This is a genomic window from Algoriphagus terrigena DSM 22685 (genome assembly GCF_000429445.1).
GTDB lineage: Bacteria > Bacteroidota > Bacteroidia > Cytophagales > Cyclobacteriaceae > Algoriphagus > Algoriphagus terrigena.
Genome location: NZ_AUBW01000009.1, coordinates 23,189 through 43,334, shown reverse-complemented (window position 1 = coordinate 43,334; position 20,146 = coordinate 23,189). Strand labels below are relative to the sequence as shown.

13 protein-coding genes are annotated in these 20,146 nt (G+C 50.1%); 7 read left to right on the top strand and 6 right to left on the bottom strand.

Annotation, left to right across the window (positions count from 1 at the left end; genetic code table 11):
* Positions 1-41: 41 nt before the first annotated feature.
* A complete protein-coding gene (locus G459_RS0109565; RefSeq protein WP_026967457.1) occupies positions 42-437 on the top strand; it encodes a VOC family protein in 396 nt (131 codons plus the stop codon).
* 156 nt (positions 438-593) lie between these two features.
* On the opposite strand, the gene G459_RS0109560 is transcribed toward G459_RS0109565, so the two are convergent.
* From G459_RS0109560 to G459_RS0109530, 6 genes are all read right to left on the bottom strand, one after another.
* On the bottom strand, positions 594-1,193 hold the full coding sequence (locus G459_RS0109560) for a hypothetical protein (RefSeq protein ID WP_026967456.1): 600 nt from the start codon (positions 1,191-1,193) through the stop codon (positions 594-596).
* A 105-nt stretch (positions 1,194-1,298) separates the two neighbouring features.
* Positions 1,299-3,611: a TonB-dependent receptor gene (locus tag G459_RS0109555; RefSeq protein WP_026967455.1), complete on the bottom strand. Its 2,313-nt coding sequence runs from the start codon at positions 3,609-3,611 to the stop codon at positions 1,299-1,301.
* Between the two features lie 303 nt (positions 3,612-3,914).
* Positions 3,915-4,349, bottom strand: coding sequence for a hypothetical protein (locus G459_RS0109545; RefSeq protein WP_026967453.1), 435 nt, complete (start codon positions 4,347-4,349; stop codon positions 3,915-3,917).
* A gap of 56 nt (positions 4,350-4,405) precedes the next feature.
* Positions 4,406-5,587 (bottom strand): class I SAM-dependent rRNA methyltransferase, encoded by a 1,182-nt coding sequence (locus G459_RS0109540; RefSeq protein WP_026967452.1) that lies wholly within the window; start codon positions 5,585-5,587, stop codon positions 4,406-4,408.
* Positions 5,574-6,971 carry a high affinity choline transporter 1 gene (locus tag G459_RS0109535; RefSeq protein WP_026967451.1) on the bottom strand — a complete coding sequence of 466 codons (1,398 nt, stop codon included), beginning with the start codon at positions 6,969-6,971 and terminating at the stop codon, positions 5,574-5,576. Before G459_RS0109535 ends, G459_RS0109540 begins: the two co-directional genes overlap by 14 nt.
* Before the next feature lie 11 nt (positions 6,972-6,982).
* Positions 6,983-8,602: an ABC-F family ATP-binding cassette domain-containing protein gene (locus G459_RS0109530; RefSeq protein ID WP_026967450.1), complete on the bottom strand. Its 1,620-nt coding sequence runs from the start codon at positions 8,600-8,602 to the stop codon at positions 6,983-6,985.
* A 162-nt stretch (positions 8,603-8,764) separates the two neighbouring features.
* Here G459_RS0109530 and G459_RS0109525 point away from each other — a divergent pair, with 162 nt between their 5' ends.
* From G459_RS0109525 to G459_RS0109500, 6 genes are all read left to right on the top strand, one after another.
* Entirely contained in the window at positions 8,765-11,914 is a 3,150-nt protein-coding gene (locus G459_RS0109525) for a PKD domain-containing protein (protein ID WP_026967449.1), read from the top strand.
* A 107-nt stretch (positions 11,915-12,021) separates the two neighbouring features.
* Complete coding sequence (locus G459_RS0109520) at positions 12,022-12,279, top strand: hypothetical protein (protein WP_026967448.1); 258 nt, start codon at positions 12,022-12,024, stop codon at positions 12,277-12,279.
* A 161-nt stretch (positions 12,280-12,440) separates the two neighbouring features.
* Positions 12,441-13,430 (top strand): glycoside hydrolase family 5 protein, encoded by a 990-nt coding sequence (locus G459_RS0109515; protein WP_026967447.1) that lies wholly within the window; start codon positions 12,441-12,443, stop codon positions 13,428-13,430.
* A gap of 476 nt (positions 13,431-13,906) precedes the next feature.
* Positions 13,907-17,065: a SusC/RagA family TonB-linked outer membrane protein gene (locus G459_RS0109510; protein WP_026967446.1), complete on the top strand. Its 3,159-nt coding sequence runs from the start codon at positions 13,907-13,909 to the stop codon at positions 17,063-17,065.
* A 107-nt stretch (positions 17,066-17,172) separates the two neighbouring features.
* Positions 17,173-18,837, top strand: coding sequence for a RagB/SusD family nutrient uptake outer membrane protein (locus G459_RS0109505; protein WP_026967445.1), 1,665 nt, complete (start codon positions 17,173-17,175; stop codon positions 18,835-18,837).
* A gap of 30 nt (positions 18,838-18,867) precedes the next feature.
* Positions 18,868-20,145, top strand: a complete 1,278-nt coding sequence (locus G459_RS0109500; RefSeq protein WP_245588155.1) for a glycan-binding surface protein — start codon at positions 18,868-18,870, stop codon at positions 20,143-20,145.
* Position 20,146: the final 1 nt, after the last annotated feature.

Genomic DNA, 20,146 nt, shown 5'->3' with positions numbered 1-20,146 from the left:
GCTCATCCGGTAAATGAAAGTATATTTTTAAAACCAGAACGATGAAATCGAAAGACACTTCAACCCATTTTGCTCCGGAACTGCACATCCCCAATGGTACGTTCAACATTGATTTTTACATGAAATGGGGAGCGATCGAACATTTTTGTCTTCGTAATGAGGATGGCAGCATTCATGTCGCGGAGCTGGAGATGGACGGAGCGATCTTTCACCTGCACGAGATTACGCGTTGGTTTAATGCACTGGAACCTCAAACTGCAAACGGAGTAACGGCCGTGATTGGGCTATTCGTCTTCGATGTAGACGAGATGATGCATCAGGCCATCCAAGCCGGTGCCATCGAAATAACTCCAGCAAAAGACCACGAGTATGGTTACCGACAGGGAATGATCAGAGACCCTTTTGGCCACTATTGGCAGATACAAAATAAGATATAACCTATTGATAAATAGTGATTAAGATTACTAGTATCAAATCAGAAAAGGCAGCCAATTGACTGCCTTTTCTGATTTTTAGAATGAAAGATTTCACATCAATGATTTAGCCTTTGATTCAGTTGTAATGCTGGTATTTTTCAAACTTCAGGCTTCTGATCAATCGTTGATCACTACAGGAAAGGTGATATCAAGGTCAGTTTCTCCACCCGCTTGCACAAAGTTGGCGAAATTGGGGTTTGTCGCTCCAGGGAAGCTTTTGTCCAGATCGTGTCTCAAAACTACCTGCATTTGACCATTGTTAGAGGTTGGGGAAGCGGAAACATTGAGAATAGTTCTTATTCCTAATATAATCGATCCTGGGTCGTCGTATTCAATACCTAGAATATTTGAAGAAAACGCAGTTCCAAGAAAAAAGAATTGATGCTCGTCTGCTTCTTCAAAGATTTCCGCAGTGATGTCTTCATTTTCAATGTTATTGAAGGCATTGATGGTCATTTTATAAGACTTACCTTTTGCGAGTGTTATGGGTTCAATTGTTGGAGAGGATCCTATTTCAATACCTTCAGGATCGACGGCAGAAGCAGTAAAAGGCGTACCAACAGGGTTCCCACCTGCGTCAATTTCCTGAAAAATCAGGGTTACGTCTGTGATCAATTCTCCTTCATTTTCCGGAACGGGATCTTCGCTTTCGCAGGAGGCGAAACCGAAAGTCAGGGCTGCAAAAAGGTAAATCGGTAGTTTTTGGAAATTTTTCATGTGTATATAGTTTGGTTTTCAATGGTCACATAGCCTGTCTCGCGAGGTTGATAAGCGTCCCAGTTTGGGTTGCTCGCAACATCCTCAATTCATCAGTGGTTTGTTTTAGAATTGGTAATTAAGTTTCAAAAGGATATTTCTCCCCATATCCGCCGTGAAGTAGCGGAATCGGTTCATGTACTCTTTGTATTCTGTATTGAGGATATTGGTCACCTGCACGCCGATGTTGAAGTTGTTTTTGCCCAGCTCGAGCTTCTTTTGGTAGCCAAAGTTGAAAAGTGCATAACCGGGAGGCGCGGGAGCGAGGTCAAAATCAGGCTCGCGCTTTTGCCGCGCCACCAGCACATTGCTGAGCGTAATGCGGTCTGAATCGAGGTTTTCCTTTTTCCCCAAAGAAAAAGAAACACCCCAATCCATCCTGTCCGACGGAATGAACGGGAAGTAGTTGTCTTCATCCGTGTTTTTGGCGCGGATGATTGAACCCTTCAGATAGCCACTTGCGCGGTTGGTGAAGTTGTAGCTGCCCGACAGGTCAAAGCCATAGAAGAACGCGTCTGCCTGCAGGTATTCGTAGACGTTGAACGTGCCTCTCAGCGAGGTGAAAGTCTCGCCGGTAGGGTTGAGGTAGATGTAATTGTTGATCTGATTGGCGTAGGCAGTGATCTCGACGATGGCCTTATTGTGTTCGAATTCGAGCCCGTTGACCCATTTCAGCGACTTCTCGGGCACCAGATTAGGGTCGCCGATCTCGACGGCAGCAGCTCCGTGATGCAGTCCCTGGCTGAAAAGCTCATTGACATTGGGCGGTCTCCAAGCTGTGCCCAAATTGCTGGTAAAGGCAAAGTATGGACTCAGCTGATACAAGCCGCCGACAAAGGCTGAGAAACTCTGGTAGTCCAAGTCGGCGGTCTGAAGGTCCTCGCCGACATATCTGGCCGCAGAGACGGTTCGATAGTCAAACCTGAGTCCGCCTTCGAGTTCGAGCGGCCCTTTCAGGTACTTTTCCAAAGCATAGATTCCCCCGTTGAACATGTCATAGTTTGGAATCAACGGTGTGACGCCGGTTCCAGGCACGTTGCTGTTGGCTTGCTGGATTACGTTCAGGCCAAATGATCCCGTCCAGTTTGCCTTGAGATTGTGATCCAAAAACAAGTCGACTGTATTGGTGTACAGATCCAGATCGAGACTTGGTTTTGCGTTCAGTTCACCTCTCCTTTTGTCGTATTCCTGGCGGTTGTTGAACTGGAAACCATACTGGAAATTGAGTTTCCAGTTGGGATTGAAGTGGTAGTGGGATTTAAGCTTGGCCAAATGGTGCGTGACATCTTGCTTTGGATTGTTGATCTCGTACGTGAAATCAGGCTTAAGAAATGGCTCACCGTTGTTGATGATGTCAATCAGATCGGACAGGTTGCCGGTATGTGAGTCTCTCAAGATCCCGATTTCGGTGTTGAAGAAACTGTAATACGTTTCGACGCCCAACTTTTTCGAGCTGTAGCCGACCGATCCCGAGAAGTTGTATTCCGACATCCCGGTATTCGCTTGATAGTAGTTCGGGGATTTGACGTTCCCGGCCCGTTTCGCAGATCCTTGTACGCGATACCCCAATCCCTTGATCTTGTCCGAGCCGCCCATGTGCGAGGCAGAGACATTGCCCATGTAGCTGTTGGTGGCGCCGATCAGGTGAAATTCAGTCGTACTGTTCTTGGATGTCGGCAGGGCGGGAGGATTGACAAGAATCACGCCTCCCATGGCCTCAGGGCCGAATCTGACAGTCTCAGCGCCTTTGATCACGGTGATCTCATCCGCCAAAAAAGGATCAATCTCAGGCGCATGTTCCGCTCCCCACTGCTGGCCTTCGAGCCGGATGCCGTTGTTTAGGATCATGATCCGGTTGCTGTGCATGCCGTGGATGACAGGCTTGGAGATGGTGTTTCCGGTGGAAAAGCTTGTGACTCCAGCGACCTGCTTGAGGCTTTCTCCGAGACTCGAACCGCGGGTTTGAAGAATGGCGTCGCCGTAAAGCGAGGTGACGGCCGTGGTCGTTTGCACAGGTTCGCGATGTCCGTGTACTTCGACTCCGCCAAGATCCAGCGACTCCTCTTCCATACGGAAGGTTTGGGCAGTAGAGTTGCCGGTGAGGTTGACCGTCTGCCTGATCTCTTTGTGTCCCAAGTACTGAACCGTGACAGTGTAGGTGCCAGGACAAAGTTCGCGGATCACAAAGTTGCCGTTTTGGTCGGAGACCGCGCCGGTTCGGGTTTCCAAGATCCAGACATAGGCTGCCTCGATAGCGTCGTCATTTTCCAGGTGCAGGATTTTTCCCCTCAGGACGAGGTTACAACTTTGCGCAGCGGCAAGTTGAGACCCCAAGAGGACAAAAAAGGAAAATAGGCAGAGGCTGGCTTTATGTAACACGGTTGCAAAAATAGAATGACCTTTTTGATTTTACCAAAGGTTTTGAAACAAAGTTGCAAAAAGGTGATGGGTGGTGAAAAAAGTATTGTGTTGACGGTTTTTGGGAATTAGTCCCTGAGGAGTCTCGGTGAGATTCGGAATTCCTTGGGCTGATTTCAATACCCCCCTAAAGCTTGACACGAGAATCCAGCTTTCGGAGAAATAGAAGCAGAAAAAAAATCTCTCAAATATTGATAGTGATCGACTATCCAGCAAAAAAAATCCAGCTTGTGGCCGGATTTTCAAGTGTGGAATATATTAAACTCATCCCAGCCAGTTAGCCCAAGGGATACGGCTTAGGATCAAAACCAAGCCAATGGCGTACATCATATAGATGCTGCGGAACTTTCCACGGGACGTACTGATCTTTTTAGCCCGGCTATATCCGACGGTGATCAGGATGATCGCTATGATATTGATCAGGGGATGCTCGACCGCCGTCAGTCGCGCTGTGGCGTCAGACATCGCTCCACCGCCGGTAAGTAGGGAGAAGCCAAGCGGGCTGACAAAGTATAAGATGAGTCCGACCAGCAGTTGAATGTGCGAAAGGATAAAAGCGATCAGGGCGATCTTTCTGTCTTTTTCGGTGAATTCACGGCCGGAAAGCGTTCCAAACAAGGCGTAGAAAATTACCAAAACCAAGGCGAGGAGTGCCAGGTAGGCGATTCCGGAGTGTAGATGTTGAAGTCCTGTGTACATGGATATCTGTTTAGTAGGGTGAAAATAGTGGAAATGTCAGTAAAAAGGATCGGATCTTACTCGACGTAGAGCACGAGACCTTTGAGGTATTCAGTTTCAGGATGAAAGATATTCACCGGGTGGTCGGCAGGTTGGGTGAGCTGATGAAGGACTTTCACCTTTCTGCCGCTCTCCATCGCCGCGGCGGTGATCGTGTGGGCAAAGAGACTTTTGTCCACGACCTGAGAGCAGGAGAATGTGAAGAGGATTCCTCCCGGCTTGATCTTGCGAAAAGCCTCCGCGTTGAGCCGCTTGTAAGCCTGCACCGCATTGTGACGGGCTTTGATGTTTTTAGCAAAAGCCGGTGGGTCGAGCACAATCAAGTCAAAGTCGTCCCCGATCTCCCGGATGTACTTCACCACGTCAGCCACAATGGATTCGTGCTTTCCCGAAAAGCCCGGATTCAGTGCGACGTTCTGCTCAGTCAGATCGATCGCCTTGGAAGAGATGTCTACGGAGTGAACTTCGGAAGCTCCTTCGTTGAGCGCCAAGACCGAAAACCCTCCGGAATAGCAGAAGGTATTCAGTACTTTTTTGCCTTTGGAATAGGTAGAGACCAGTTTTCTGTTTTCTCTCTGGTCGATGAAGAAGCCGGTTTTTTGGCCTTTCTCCCAGTCGATTCGGTAGGTGGCCCCGTATTCTTTTACGAGATCAGTTTCGGCTTTACCCCAAACCCACTCGTTGGATTCGATGCCGAGATTTTTTGGCAAAGTCTCTGCGCTTTTGTCATAGACGCCTTTCAGTTTTTCTCCTATTACTGCCTTCAAGGCTTCGGCAATCACATGGATGTGGCGGTGCATTCCTATGTGGTGTGCCTGAATCACGGCCGTTCCATGGTAATAATCCACGATCAATCCCGGCAGCAAATCGCCTTCTCCGTGGATCAATCTAAAGACATTAGTTTCTTGATTGTCAGTCAGTCCAAGACTTTTTCTCAAAGCATAAGCTGAGGTGATTCTTTCCTTCCAGAATGCCGCGTCGATTTCTCTTTCCTCAAAAGAGATAATCCGAACCATGATCGAACCCTGCGAGAAGTGACCGATGCCCAGGAAGTCGTTTCGTGAAGAAAAAACGGATACTAGGTCACCGCTTTCGATTCCGGGATCGGCTTTGGCAATCGCTCCGGAAAACACCCAATGGTGCCTACGCAGCAGTGAAACTTCTTTTCCTCTCTGAAGGATGATTTTAGGGTAATTCATCTGATGTTTGGGTTTGGTCAGGGAAGACAAGGCTTCCCAGAATCATCGCAAAGATACTTGCCAGCAGCCCGAAAACATGCGAATCGATCGCGAATTCCATGCGGTCGCAGATCAGGTAGGTGAGCATGCCGATGATCATGGAGAGAATGGCGCCGAGCTTGGAGGCTTTTTTCCAATAAAGTCCCGCAGTGAGCGGTGCAAATAAAGAGACGAGCAAGAGGATTGACGCTCCGGCCACGAGCTCGTAGATGTTGGAATCCTGGCTCGCCATGTAGACGGCGACTATCGCGACCAGCACGACATTGACCCGCAGGATCCAGAGGAGGTATTTGTCTTTGAGCTTGCCTTTGAACAAAGGCCTGATGAGGTTTTCGGAGATCAGCGCCGCGGGTGCGAGCAGGCCGGAACTCGCCGTACTCATCACGGCGGATATCAACGCTCCAAAGAAGATGATCTGGATAGGGAGACCTGCATGCGCCAAAACCATCGAAGGAAGGAGCATTTGTTTGTTCTCCAGATACAGTTCGGGATAGAGAGTTTTGGCACCCAGTGCGATGAACAAGGGCAAAAGTCCAAAAGTCAGGTAAAACCCGCCAGCGAGGTAAGTCGACTGGACGGCGACTTTTTCAGATTTGGAAGACATCACACGCTGGTAAATATCCTGACTGGGGATGCTTCCCAGTCCCAAGACGATCCACGCGCCGAAGTAATTGATCCAGGTATTGATGCCGGCTTCGGGGAAAAACCGGAAGGTGCCCTCCGGCGCAGAAGTCAGGATCTTCCCGGCACCACCCGCTTCGCCGGCGATCATCACGCTGACGACGATCAGCCCGATCACGATCATCGCAGTCTGGATAAAATCCGTGATGGACACCGCCCACATTCCGCCCAAAAATGTATAAATGACCACAATGCCGGCAGAAATGACAATTCCCTCTGTCAAGGTCAGGCCGGTAACCGTACCGAAGATCAGACTCAAGGCCACTAACTGGGCAGCGACATAGCCGAAGAAAACCGGAACCATAAACACGGTCGCGAAGAACTCGACCTGTTTTCCGAAGGCCTTCTTAAATACATCACCAATTGTCAGCACACCCATCCGGTACATGGGCCGGAGATAAAACATCCCAAAGAGGATCAGGCAAAGGGCGCCGCCGAAAGGATCTTCGATAACTCCGATCAATCCTTCCTCCAAAAAAACAGAAGAGGCTCCGAAAATCGTCTCGGAGCCAAACCAGGTTGCAAACAGCGCGGAGGCTGATAGAAAGAGCGGAAGAGAGCGCCCCGCCAACACGAAATCATTGGAGCCTTTGACCAATTTGGAGGCCCAGGCTCCGATGGCAACGGTGATTGCCAGATAGCAGATGATCGCGGTCAGCAGCACTGGATCAGCGCTTAGCTTTTGCCATACATCTTCTCACGAAGTGCGGCGATCTCAGCGCTTGCCAGATAATCATCGTATGGCATTCTTCTGTCGATTGTTCCTTTTGGAGTGAATTCGACGATGCGGTTGGCGGAGGACTGCACAAATGCGTGGTCATAAGAGCTCATCAACACGGTGCCGTTGAATTCAATGATGGCGTTGTTGAACGCGGTGATCGATTCTAGATCGAGGTGGTTGGTGGGTTCGTCCATGACCAGAAGGTTTGGATTCTGGAGCATCATCTTGGAGATCATGCAGCGAACTTTTTCCCCTCCGGAAAGCACTGCGCATTTTTTAAGAGATTCTTCTCCGGTGAAAAGCATCCTGCCTAAAAACGTCCGCACGTAGGCTTCTTCCTGGTTGCCGGAGTATTGTCTCAGCCAGTCGATCAGGTTGAGGTCAGTCTGGAAGTATTTGGAGTTGTCATTTGGCAAATAGGCCTTATTGATCGTCACGCCCCACTTCATGGATCCCTTGGTTGGCTCGGTCTCTTCCATGATTGTTTGGAAGAATTTGTTGACAGCCTGCTTGGTCTTGGAGATGAAAGCGATCTTGTCGCCTTTGTCGACCATCAGGTTCACATCGGTGAAATAGGTCACACCGTCAGCTTTCAGTTCCAGATTTTCGGTCATGAAGATCTGGTCTCCAGCTTCTCTTTCCGGCTTGAAGATGATGCCGGGATACTTTCTGGACGAAGGCTCAATGTCGTCGATATTGAGTTTTTCGATCATCTTCTTACGGGCGGTCGCCTGCTTGGACTTGGCCACGTTGGCAGAGAAGCGGTCGATAAACGACTGCAATTCCTTGCGCTTGTCTTCCGCCTTTTTGTTGGAGTCCGAGCGCTGCTTCAGTGCAAGCTGAGAAGATTCGTACCAGAAGGTGTAGTTACCGGAGTAGATCTTGATCTTGCTGAAATCGATATCCACCACGTGAGTGGAGACGGTATCGAGGAAGTGTCTGTCGTGGGAGACGACGATCACAATGTTTTTGAAGTCCAAGAGGAAGTTTTCCAGCCACTCGATGGTGTCGGCATCCAAGTCGTTGGTAGGTTCATCGAGGATCAGGATGTCAGGATTGCCAAAAAGCGCCTGCGCGAGCAAAACCCGCACTTTTTGATTCCCCGCCAATTGGTTCATCGGTAGATAGTGCAGGTCCTCGGTGATACCCAATCCGGAAAGGAGGGAAGCGGCGTCGGATTCAGCGTTCCAGCCGTCCATCTCGGCAAATTCAGACTCCAGCTCGGAAGCTCTTAATCCGTCTGCTTCGCTGAAATCTTCCTTGAGGTAAAGCGCGTCTTTCTCGGACATGATCGAGTAGAGGGTTTTGTGACCCATGAGCACGGTTTTCAGGACCTCTATCTGATCAAAGGCAAAGTGGTTTTGGCTCAAAACAGCCATCCGCTGACCGGGCGTGATGTTGACCGATCCGCTGGTGGAGTCGATTTCTCCGGCGAGGATTTTCAAAAAAGTGGATTTTCCCGCGCCGTTGGCACCGATCACCCCGTAGCAGTTGCCTTGGGTGAACTTGAGGCTGACCTCGTCAAAGAGGGCTCGCTTGCCAAACTTGAGGGATAAATTATCTACTGAGATCATGAATTTTCTGCGTTTAAGAGGCGCAAAGATAGGGATTATTATTTTTTCGGTCCATGTTGCGGTGGCGGCTTGACTGGTGTATTTCCGCATTTAACATCTTTTTCAGAGGAATATTTTTTTAGATGACTATATTGAAAACCCCAATTCGGATCGCCCAAGATCATGACCAACAAGCTACTGCAGCTTTTTTTTGTCCTGTTTTTTTTCAGCCAAAGCTTCATTGCTGTTGGCCAGATATCCACTGTAGGCAAGGAGTTTTGGGTGGGCTTCATGGAAAACAACCGGGTCATGGGCGGAGGGCAGGGGCCAGGAAATCAGGGAGCTCCTGATTTTGCCGTCTTGGTCATCACTGCCAACGAAACCACGACCGGTGCGCTGGAGTATCTCGGGCGATCTTTGCCTTTTTCCCTCAACGCAGGTCAGCAGTATACACTTCGTGTGCCCTCAGCCGATCTGGATTTGCTGCATCGTAACACCGGAGTGGTCGAAAACAAGGGGATCCACATCACATCCACGGGGAAGATCGCGGTGCACGCCTTCAATGAGCGGGTGCGGAGTGCGGATGGGACGGTCGTCTTGCCGATTGGCGCCTTGGGGACCGATTATTACATCACTTCGCACTTTGAAGTCCTCACCGTGCCCAATAACTATGACGGCAACAGCAACAATGAGAGCGAGCTGTTAGTGGTGGCGACAGAGGACAATACCGAGATCGAGATCACCACAAGCGTCAGTTCGCTGAGCGGCGACCAGGCGAATGTACCGTCGGTGATCACGCTGGATCGGGGTCAGAGTTATCAGATCAAAGCCAGAGGTGATCTCACGGGCTCACGTGTACGGGTGATCGGTGCAAATGCCGACGAGTGCAAGAAGATCGCAGTCTTTGGCGGAAATAAGTGGACCTCGGTCGGGAACTGCGGAGAAGCGAATGACCATCTTTTTCAGCAGGCCTATCCGGTCAATACCTGGGGGACAAGCTTTGTCCACATGGGGTTGTTGGGCAGGTCCTCCGGCGAACTGGTCAAGGTCGTGGCTTCGGAAGACAACACGGAGGTCTTTGTAAACGGGACTCGGAGGGGGACGGTAGATCAGGGAGAGTTTCTCGCTCTGGAATTTGCAGCGAACGAATCAGGAAAGATTGATACCTCAAAGCCTTCCTCGGTCTCGGTCTTTTCCAAAAGCATGGCCTGCAACGATCCAAGCGCTCCGGGAGCGTCGACAGGTGACCCGTTTATGATTACCTATAGCCCCAGCGAGCAGTTTTTGACCACATTGACCTTCAATGCGCTCAATCTGCCATCGATCGTCAATCACTATATTAATGTGGTCGTGAAATCGGGGACGGAAAACTCCACCGTTCTCGATGGGCAGAATATTGGAAATAGGTTCGCTGCGCTGCCGGGAGACTCTAACTTTAAGTTTGCCAGAATCAATATTTCCCAAGGAGTTCACACGTTGCGGAATGACGACGGATTTGCTGCTTATGTGTACGGCTTTGGGGACTTGGAATCGTATGGCTATGCAGCCGGAGCGGCGCTGGACAATCTGAAGTTTGAGCCGGAAGTCGAATACGATTTTGAATTAGAAGGAGAAAAGATCGCGTGTCTCAATCACGAGGGGCTTTGGAAGCTCAATTCCACAGACCCCGACTTCGCTTATTTTGTTTGGGATTTTGGTGACGGGACACCGACGGTGATCGGACAGGAAGTAAGTCATTCGTTCACAAAGCCCGGCATCTTTGAGGTAAAGGTTTTAGCTGCCTTGAGTCCAAATTCCTGTGATCAACAGGAAGAGGTGATCTTCGAAGTAGAGGTGATCGAGACCGAAGCTGCCATTGCAGGCGAAGTTTCGGTGTGTCCCGAAGTGGAGCAGGTGATGTACCGCGCAAGCGATTTTGTAAACGTCTTCGATAGCAAGTTTGAAGTGGAAGGCGGAGTGATTGTCCAAGACTACGGAGATTCCGTCTTGGTCAATTGGGGGCCGGCAAATCCCGACGCCAAGATCAGATTCATTCCTTATTCCGAGAATGGCTGTCCGGGTGAAGTGGCAGAGTTGGCGGTCGTGATAAATGAACGGATCGTAGTGGCACCGGCCGTTGGAGAGTTGCAGGTTTGCTTTGACCCCTCACTTTCTCACAGGTACGAAGCGCCGGTGACGGTGGGTGGAAGGGGATACGAGTGGGTGGTGACGGGCGGTCAGATTCTTTCCGGTCAGGGACAAAGTGAGATAGAAGTCAGCTGGGATCAGCCAGGAGTCCTGGGGACGGTCGAATACACTGCATACAGCTTGGTCGACGCCGATTGCGAGGGAAAAGCCGATGCGATCAAAGTGGCCGTTGCAGGGGAGTTTGTAGCGGAGCCCAAAGGTCTGGTCAATATTGCCTGCGCGGGCGATAACACCGGTAGCATCCAGCTGGAGATCCGTGGGGGAGTTGCGCCGTACCAATTCGAGTGGTTGCACGATCCTTTGTTGAATTCCCCGGAAGCTAACAACCTTGTCGCAGGAAACTATTCGGTTCTTGTTACCGACCAGCTGGGATGTACGCAACGCATCGAAAATTTAGAATTGACCTCACCGGAACCCTTGTCCATCGTATCACTGGCTCCCACGGGCGTGTCATGTTATGGGAAAACAGACGGGCAACTGGCCTTTTCCATCACTGGCGGCGTAGCTCCGTACTCATTTGAATACGTTGGGAGCAGGACTTTTTCCGGACAAATATCTTTGGCGGATATGCCACAGGGGGAATACGCCTGGGAGGTTCACGATGCCAACGGATGCGTCCTGCCTATAAACTTCGAAATTACCTCGCCGGCACCCATCGAAGTAGAAGTACGCTTGGAAAAACCAGCTTGTCCCGGCGGCTCAAACGGTGAGCTATTCGCCTTGCCGAAGAGCGGCGCCGGGCCTTTTGTCTATCTCTGGAAAGACCTGAATCTGTCCGGAGACTTTGTGACCGGCCTTAGTGCCGGAGTCTATGACCTGGAGATTAGAGACGCCATGGGATGTATTGGGGTCGGGCAGGGGATCGTCCGGGAAGCTGGCCCAGCGGTGCGAATGCCGACGGGATTTGATCCGAGACAGTCACCGGGTATCTATCAAGGCGTCGCCAACTGTGATACGGCATTTTCCTTACTGATTTACAATCGATGGGGTCAGCTGATCTACAGTGGCGTAGATGGATGGGATGGGAAAGTAAACGGAGAGGAAGCGCCTACAGGCACTTATTCCTACTATGCGAGGTATGACTTTGAGTTGGAGGGAGTATCCGCCTCCGAAGAGTATCGCGGGGTTTTTACCTTGATCAGGTAGTGAAGTCGCGGGCGAAGTGAGGTGATCGGTAAGGTTTGTCATCTTTCTTTCAGCATATTTGTAGTCTGCGATCCGCACCTAACCAGCTATCACCGGAATAATACATCATGTTTGAAGGGCCCAACTATCCCAAACCACTAAAGGAATCACTGTTTCAGTCTTGGCTAGAAAACGGCCGGGAGAGCAAGATTGGCTACACTTATCTATTGGTGGTCTGGAACGTCTACGACGAAAAATATGACCCGGTGTATGTGGAAAGCCGCGAGGCCATTGGTGCCTATGAGGCTTATCCGAATGCTAAAGGATCCGAGGCCCTGATCGCGGTGTATGACCTGTATTCGGAGAGTAGGGTAACTTTTGAATGATCGCCAAAAAAGGTCAACGTCCCTCAGGCATTCGCGGGCTGCGACTCAATACTGAGAATGAGCTCCCAGTTTAACTTCCGATACCCCAATCCGAAACAATTGATACCCGTCGGTGTGAATTGATTGCCCTAAACTTGGCCATCAATTAACAAACCCAACTGATGAAACGATTTTTGATCTTGGGGCTCGTATTGCTAGCCTCGTGCACGGAGGCCTCCGAACCGGCCCCTAAAACACCCGACGTCACACCTCCCGAAGAAGTCTCCAGCCAAAAGTTTTTTGGCCAATTGAAAGTCAAAGACACGCAACTCAGCGACCTGGATGGAAATCCTGTGATGCTTCGCGGGGTCAGCTTTGGCTGGCACAACTGGTGGCCGCGCTTCTACAACGAATCTGCTGTGAAATGGCTCAAATCCGACTGGAACGTCAACGTCGTCAGGGCGTCCATGGGCATAGATCCGGATGATGCCTACCTGGACAATCCCGGGTTTGCGCTTGAAAAGATGAAAGCTGTCATCGAAGCGGCGATTGCAGCAGACTTATATGTAATCATTGACTGGCACAGCCACGACCTCTATCAGGAGGAAGCGAGGGAGTTTTTCGGAGAGATGGCAAAGACCTACGGCCAAAATCCCCATGTGATCTATGAGCTTTTCAATGAGCCGGACTATGAGTCTTGGGAAGAAGTGAAAGCCTACAGCGAGGATCTAATCGCTGAAATCCGGAAATACGATGCGGATAACCTCATCTTGGTCGGCTCACCCACTTGGAGTCAGGATCTGCACTTAGTGGCCCAGAACCCAATCCGCAATCAAACCAACATCATGTACGTGTTGCACTTCTATGCGGCGACGCACAAGGACTACCTCAGGACGAGGGCAGACGCTGCGATCAAGGCTGGCCTTCCGATCTTCGTTTCCGAATGTGCGGGGATGGAGGCCACAGGCGACGGTCCCATCGATCAGGCTTCTTGGAATGCTTGGCTCAACTGGATGGAAAGCAAAAAGATCAGTTGGGTCGCCTGGTCGGTCGCCGACAAAGACGAAACCTGCTCGATGCTCTTGCCCAGCGCCGCTTCGACGGGCAACTGGACTGCCGCTCAGATCAAGCCTTGGGGTCAGTCCGTCCGGCAGATCTTGAAGGAAAAGTAAAAGCGGTGTGCTGATCTCTTAGGTGAACATGCTCGCTGAGGATTCTGAAGTTAACAATTTGGAAACTTTGAGGAGAAAAGATGAAAAATGGGTTTTAGAAAACCGTCAAAAATCCGCGTTTAGGGCCTTTTCAATCGATATTTTCCTGTGTTAACATTTGATACCCGTATTGAAAACATTTGACCACCCTCTGTTAAATAACCTCCAACTACATTTATTCGGATCAAAGCAATAAACCCATAACCTCGATCCTTCACTGAATTTTGTTTGCTCATCAAGAGTAAACCGGAGTCATCAGACTGCGAAAAGTGAAGGGCTTCCTGGTCAAATTTTGGGAATAGCGCTGCGATTTTTTAACCCAAAATCCCAACAGACCTTGAAAAAATCTCACGCCCCTCCGACGAATTATTCCCAACGGAAAATGCCTTTTCCCTCTTATACCTATTTCCCAATTTCTAATAATTAAACCCTTAATGATGAAAAAACTATTACCGCTATGGCTCATGCTTTTGGTAGGGGTGGTTCAGGCTCAGGTGACAGTGCGTGGCACTGTGACATCCTCGGCTGATGGACTTTCGCTACCGGGAGTGACGGTTTTGGTCAAAGGAACCACGACCGGCGTCGCCACCGATGGGGATGGAAGCTATTCCATCTCTGCACCCAATGCCAGCTCTGTGTTGGTTTTTAGCTTTATCGGCTTCAAATCCCAAGAGATCCTGGTAGGAAATCAATCCACCATCGACGTCAACATGGAAGAAGACATGTCTTCTCTCGATGAGGTCGTGGTCGTGGGATATGGTACCATGAAAAAACGGGACATGTCCAGTGCCCAAGTTTCGGTATCCTCTGACGACATCGAGCGAACCGTCAATACGACGGTCGAGCAAGCGCTTCAAGGCCGTGCTGCCGGTGTCTACGTCACACAGAATACCGGCGCGCCGGGAGGGGGGATCTCGGTTAATATCCGGGGTGTCAACTCCATCAGCGGAACCAATCAGCCGTTGTATGTGATCGACGGAGTGCAGATTCAACCAGAGACGGTTTCATACGGCGCCACTTCCAGTACCAACCCGATGGCTGGTTTGAATCCAAGTGACATCGAGTCTATGGAGGTTCTTCAAGGACCTTCGGCTACTGCGATCTACGGTTCCAGAGGTACTAATGGGGTCATCATGATCACCACTAAGCGGGGTAAATCAGGTCAGACCAAGATCAGCTACAACTACCTCTATAGCTTGCAAGACAAGCCGGACGAGCTGGATGTGATGTCGCTTAATCAATACGCGACCATGACCAACGAGATCAGAGAAATCACCGGCGGTGATCCTCCGGCGGCGTTTCTTGACCCAAGCCTTTTGGGTGAAGGCACCAACTGGCAGGACGCACTTTTCAAAACTGCCGGTCTGAACAAACACACCCTGAACCTGTCGGGGGGTAACGAGGCAACTCAATTCTACATCTCCGGCGAATATTTTAGCCAGGACGGTGTTGCGATCGGATCTTCTTTTGACCGCTATTCCCTGAGAACCAACATCGACAACCAAACCAGAAAGTGGTTGAAAATCGGGATGAACCTCCAGCTATTCCACACCGACGAGCAGTTGGCGACCGGTAGCTCAGATGTGATCAACAACGCGATCCAGATGGCTCCGAATATCCCTGTGACCAATCCGGATGGCTCTTGGGGTGGTGCGGATCCGATCAACGGTTCCTCGCTTCAGTTTACTCCGGCTAACCCGATTGCACTTGCCAACCTATTGGACCGCTCGTACATGAGAAGAGGTGCACTGGGCGGATTCAATATCGAGATCGGGATCATCGAAGGATTGACGTTCAGAACGATGCTTAACGGAAATGTCAACTATAACAACGGACATTATTTCACCCCAACCTACACGCTGGGTTCTGTAACCAACGACGTCAACAGCCTGAGCAAAAATACTGACACCAGCTTTGGATGGAACTGGAGCCAGATGCTGAACTACAGCAAAGTGTGGGGCAAGCATGCAGTAGATGTGATGGCCAGCCACGAAGCACAGGCGAATCAATACGAATACCTAAGTGCAGGCAGAGTTAACTTCCCTTCCAATGACCTTCAGGAGATTGGCCTTGGATCTGCTCAGGGAGCAACCAACGGCGGCGGTGCAGGTCACTGGGCAATGGAGTCTTTCTTTGGAAGAGCTAACTATACCTTCAATGAAAAATACATCGTCCTTGCCGCATTCAGAGCGGATGGATCGGCAAACTTTGGCCCTGACAACCGTTGGGGGTATTTCCCTTCCATGTCTGCGGCTTGGAGAGTTTCTGAAGAAAGCTTCCTGAGCAACGCCACCTGGATGGATGAGTTGAAGCTGCGTTTTGAGACCGGCTTGACCGGAAATCAAGGCAGCGCAAATGCGATCTTTGCTCCATTGAGTTCTCCTAGCATTCCTACCCCTTGGGGAAGTGGATTCTTGGTTTCAAGATTCGGTAACCCAGCTTTGAAATGGGAAGAGACTTCCACGATCAACTTCGGTTTCAACTTGAACATGTTCAATAACCGAGTGCAGATTGAGGCGGATTACTACGTGAAAAAGACGGACAATTTGCTCCTTCCAAACCCACTCCCTTGGTACATGGGTACAGATGGCGAAGGAAGCATAGGAACTCCAACTGTCAACATCGGTGCACTTGAAAACAGAGGCTACGGCATCACCATCAATACGATCAACATCGATGACCGGGCAAGTGGATTCAAATGGACGTCCAATTTCAATTTCTCGGGATTCAAGACAGAGATCACCAAGTTCTTCTCTGAGACGGCCTTCATCGACCGCACAGCCTGGTATATGAACAACTTTACCCAGCGTGCAATCCCAGGACAGGCACCGTGGTTGTTCTATGGCTACCAAGCTGACGGACTGTTCCAGACGATCGAAGACGCAGAGTCTAGCGCCCGTCCGGTAGACAACTCCGGCAATCCACTTCCAGTGGACGCTACCAACGGCATCTACGTGGGAGATATCAAGTACAAGGATATCAACGAAGACGGCGTGATTGATGAGCGAGATCAGACCTTTATCGGCAACCCTTGGCCGAAATTCACCTTTGGAACTACCCAGCAGTTTTCTTACAAAAACTTCACCTTGGACGTCCTGCTGACCGGGTCTTTTGGCAACGATATATACAACTACACCAGATTCAACAACACGAATCCCAACAATATAAACTTGGGAAGAAACATGCTCTTGGAGACGTACGACTATGCCCGCGTCGAGATGGATAACAGCGGCAATCCATTCCTGAGCAATCCTGACGCTACTATCCCAAGAATCACCGGCACCGACCTGAATGGTAATGGTACCAGAATCTCTGACCGATTTGTAGAAGACGGAAGCTACATCCGCATTAAAAACATCCAACTGGCCTACACTTTCCCTTCTTCATTGATGGGTAAGCAAAACATCATCCAGGGAGCACGATTGATGGCGGGCGTTCAGAATGCCTTCACCTTTACCAAATACACAGGATATGATCCGGAAGTAGGAGCCTATGTAGGTAACAACGTGTCTGCAGCGAATCAACTGATCGGCGTGGATTACGGCCGATATCCATTGACCAGGATGTACACATTTAGCTTGGGCATTGACTTCTAATCCGAAAAATGAAAACGATGAAATCGAGCATGAAGCAAGCGCCGCACACTGGGATGAATATTAACTGCGCGAGATTCCATGTGGCCGATAAAAAAAATTATATACACATGAAAACTAACATGAAATTCCGAAATATAATTGCAGGAGCCGGGCTTCTGATGGGAGGATTGGTCGGTTGTTCGGAAGAATTTCTGGATAGACCACCCCTCGATGCCATCGTAGATGCCAACTTCTACAAAACCGACGATCAAATCCTGGCTGCTTCGGCGCCGCTTTACAACATCGTCTGGTTTGCATACAACGATAAGGCCAGCCATGGTATCGGCGACGCCAGAGGCGGAATCCTGACTACCGGATCATACCAACTCGAAAACGTCCGCTTCAATACCACCGGCGAGACGGCCGAAAACGGTGCTGCTTGGAGAGCATTCTACAATGTGGTCGCGCAATCCAACTCTCTGATCAACAACATTGCCCAGTTTGTAGGGCCGGATGTGACGGATCGAATCAAAAATCACGGGATTGCCGAAGGCAGATTTATGCGTGGATTGGCTTACTCCTACCTGGTGCAAAACTGGGGTCCGGTGCCGATCATCACCAACAACACCGCCTTGCTTCAGGATACGACAATTGCCAGAAATACCGAAGAGTCTGTTTGGCAGTTTATCATAAAGGATCTAAGATTCGCTGCTGAAAACCTTCCGGAACAAGCCGTGATGACAGGTCGACTGACCAAATGGAGCGCTGAAGGCATGCTGGCCAAGATGTACCTGACTAAAGCAGGTGTGACCGGAACCAGAAACCAAAGCGACTTGGACTCTGCAGCTTATTTTGCAAAAAGAGTCATCGACAACAGCGGTGCGTCTTTGATGCCAGAGTATGAGGATCTATTCAAAACAAAGAACAACGGTAACGTCGAAACCCTTGCTGCACTACAGTGGGTGTACAACGCTGGCCAAGCTGGTCAGTGGGGCGCTCAAAACTCCGTGCAGGCATTCTTGGCCTTCGGCTCTGAGATCACCGGTTTCGGTGACGGATGGGGCGGAGACATCGGAGCTTCGAAGTGGATGCTGGACATGTATGATGATTTGGTTTTTGACAAAAGAAGAAAAGCATCCTTCATGTTCCCGGGCGATCACTATGACTACATCACGCAAGTGCCTCCGGGCGGATCTGCACAAGAGTTGGAAGTGCCAGCCAGAAGTTTGGACGGCAGCAGACCTTACAACGGCCGTGCTTGGGTCAAGAAATACGTCGTAGGCAGGCCGGAAGACAACGACGGCAAAGTCGTGCAGCAAGGCACCGAGATCAACACGTACATCCTTAGATTGGCCGACGTTTACTTGACTTACGCCGAAGCTGTGTTGGATAAGAATCCGGCTGAAGCATTGAAATACGTGAACTTGGTAAGAAAGCGTGCCGGTGTCAATGAACTGGACAACGTCTCTTGGCAGATCATCTTCGAAGAGCGAATCAAGGAGTTTGCGATGGAAGGCCAAGCTTGGTATGAGTTTACCAAACTGGAATACTACGACCCGGCTAAGGCCTACAGCATGCTGGAAGCACAGGATCGCGGCACCTTCAGGATCTATGCGGATCAGATTCCCGACCCGACACTTTGGGAGATTGAGATCCCTTCTGACGATACCTCGCCCCGCCATTTCCCGGTAAGTGAATCAAACTTTAAAATTCCGATTCCATCCTCAGAACTGTCTCGCGCTCCAAATTTGCGCAAGCCTGCGGTGCCGTATGACTTCACGGCTGGAAACTGATCTTTTGGATTTTAAACCATCGAAAATCAAATGAACATCATAAAACATATCAATAGATCTTCACACTCCGTCGTCATTGCTGGCTTGCTGGTGATGACCGGATTCCTCGGCGCCTGCCAGGAAGAGGATGAAATCAGCGTGGGCCCTCCGTCGATCGAGCGGGTGAGGACCACCGACCCGACCACTGCGGACAGCTCTTTCACATCAGCTACGCTGGGAAGTACGCTCGCGATCATGGGGACGAACTTCCTGGGAACACAGCAGGTGTACCTGAATGACTATCCCCTTGGTGTAAACACGGCGTATGTGACCAATAACAGCGTCATCGTGACAGTGGGAGACAGCGTGCCTACCGTAGCAACTGATCCCAATGTGTCAAACAAACTCAGATTGGTTACCAAAAGCGGTGAGTCAGTCATCGAATTTCAGACGCTTCCTCCGGCTCCTCTAATCAGCCAGGTGAAGAACCAATACTTGAAAGCAGGAGATAAGATGACCCTCTTTGGACGTTATTTCTACTTTGTGGACACCGTGTATTTTCCGGGAGAAGACGTATTTGTGACCTCTGGTTTTGAAACAAATGCTTCTGGAACGACACTTTCTGTGACCGTGCCAGACGGAGTGGACTTCAGCGAGTCTCAATCCGTCGCCGTAGTCACCAAAAGTGGCGGGTCCTCAACCAATCGCAATACCCAAATCTACAATGGCAAGGGTATGATCGCCGACTTCGATACCGACGGTGCGCTCAAGTATCCTTGGGACTGGGGATGGGGAATGTCAGGTGACATGATCCAGTCCAGCCAACCTGGGATCGAGAGTCTCGAGGGCGATTTTGGCGGGATGAACCAAGCTTTCCCTGCCAGCTATGGCTGGAACAACGACAAAGTCATCAACCTTGCCAACTGGAGTGGAGAACAGATCTTCCCAACGGCGCCTGCTGATGAATACAATCCAGCAGCCCCTGCAGCGAGTTTTGATATCAGATTTGACATCGCGGTGAGTACGACCGAGAATATCACTGGCTTAAACGTTCAGATCTGGTACCCGGACAGCAAAGGCAATGAATTGTCCTACGACATTCCTTTGAGCGACTTTATCAAGACTACTGACGGAAGCTGGTACACGCTTTCTGCTGCACTCAATCGTCTGACCAACGGCTCTACCAGATTAAATACCTACGGGGATTTCCTTAAAGGTGACTCTGGAGGAACCAAGCAACTTAGACTGGTAGTGATCAACACCACCTCCAGTGACATCAAGGCGGTGATCGGTATCGACAATATCCGCGTGGTCAGAGCGGTTCAATAAA

Coding starts and splice junctions, on each gene's coding strand:
- G459_RS0109560 (WP_026967456.1), bottom strand. CDS start 1,193: ATGAAAAATTTCCAAAAACTACCGATTTACCTTTTTGCAGCCCTGACT.
- G459_RS0109510 (WP_026967446.1), top strand. CDS start 13,907: ATGAAAAAACTATTACCGCTATGGCTCATGCTTTTGGTAGGGGTGGTT.
- G459_RS0109565 (WP_026967457.1), top strand. CDS start 42: ATGAAATCGAAAGACACTTCAACCCATTTTGCTCCGGAACTGCACATC.
- G459_RS0109530 (WP_026967450.1), bottom strand. CDS start 8,602: ATGATCTCAGTAGATAATTTATCCCTCAAGTTTGGCAAGCGAGCCCTC.
- G459_RS0109515 (WP_026967447.1), top strand. CDS start 12,441: ATGAAACGATTTTTGATCTTGGGGCTCGTATTGCTAGCCTCGTGCACG.
- G459_RS0109525 (WP_026967449.1), top strand. CDS start 8,765: ATGACCAACAAGCTACTGCAGCTTTTTTTTGTCCTGTTTTTTTTCAGC.
- G459_RS0109520 (WP_026967448.1), top strand. CDS start 12,022: ATGTTTGAAGGGCCCAACTATCCCAAACCACTAAAGGAATCACTGTTT.
- G459_RS0109505 (WP_026967445.1), top strand. CDS start 17,173: ATGAAAACTAACATGAAATTCCGAAATATAATTGCAGGAGCCGGGCTT.
- G459_RS0109545 (WP_026967453.1), bottom strand. CDS start 4,349: ATGTACACAGGACTTCAACATCTACACTCCGGAATCGCCTACCTGGCA.
- G459_RS0109500 (WP_245588155.1), top strand. CDS start 18,868: ATGAACATCATAAAACATATCAATAGATCTTCACACTCCGTCGTCATT.
- G459_RS0109540 (WP_026967452.1), bottom strand. CDS start 5,587: ATGAATTACCCTAAAATCATCCTTCAGAGAGGAAAAGAAGTTTCACTG.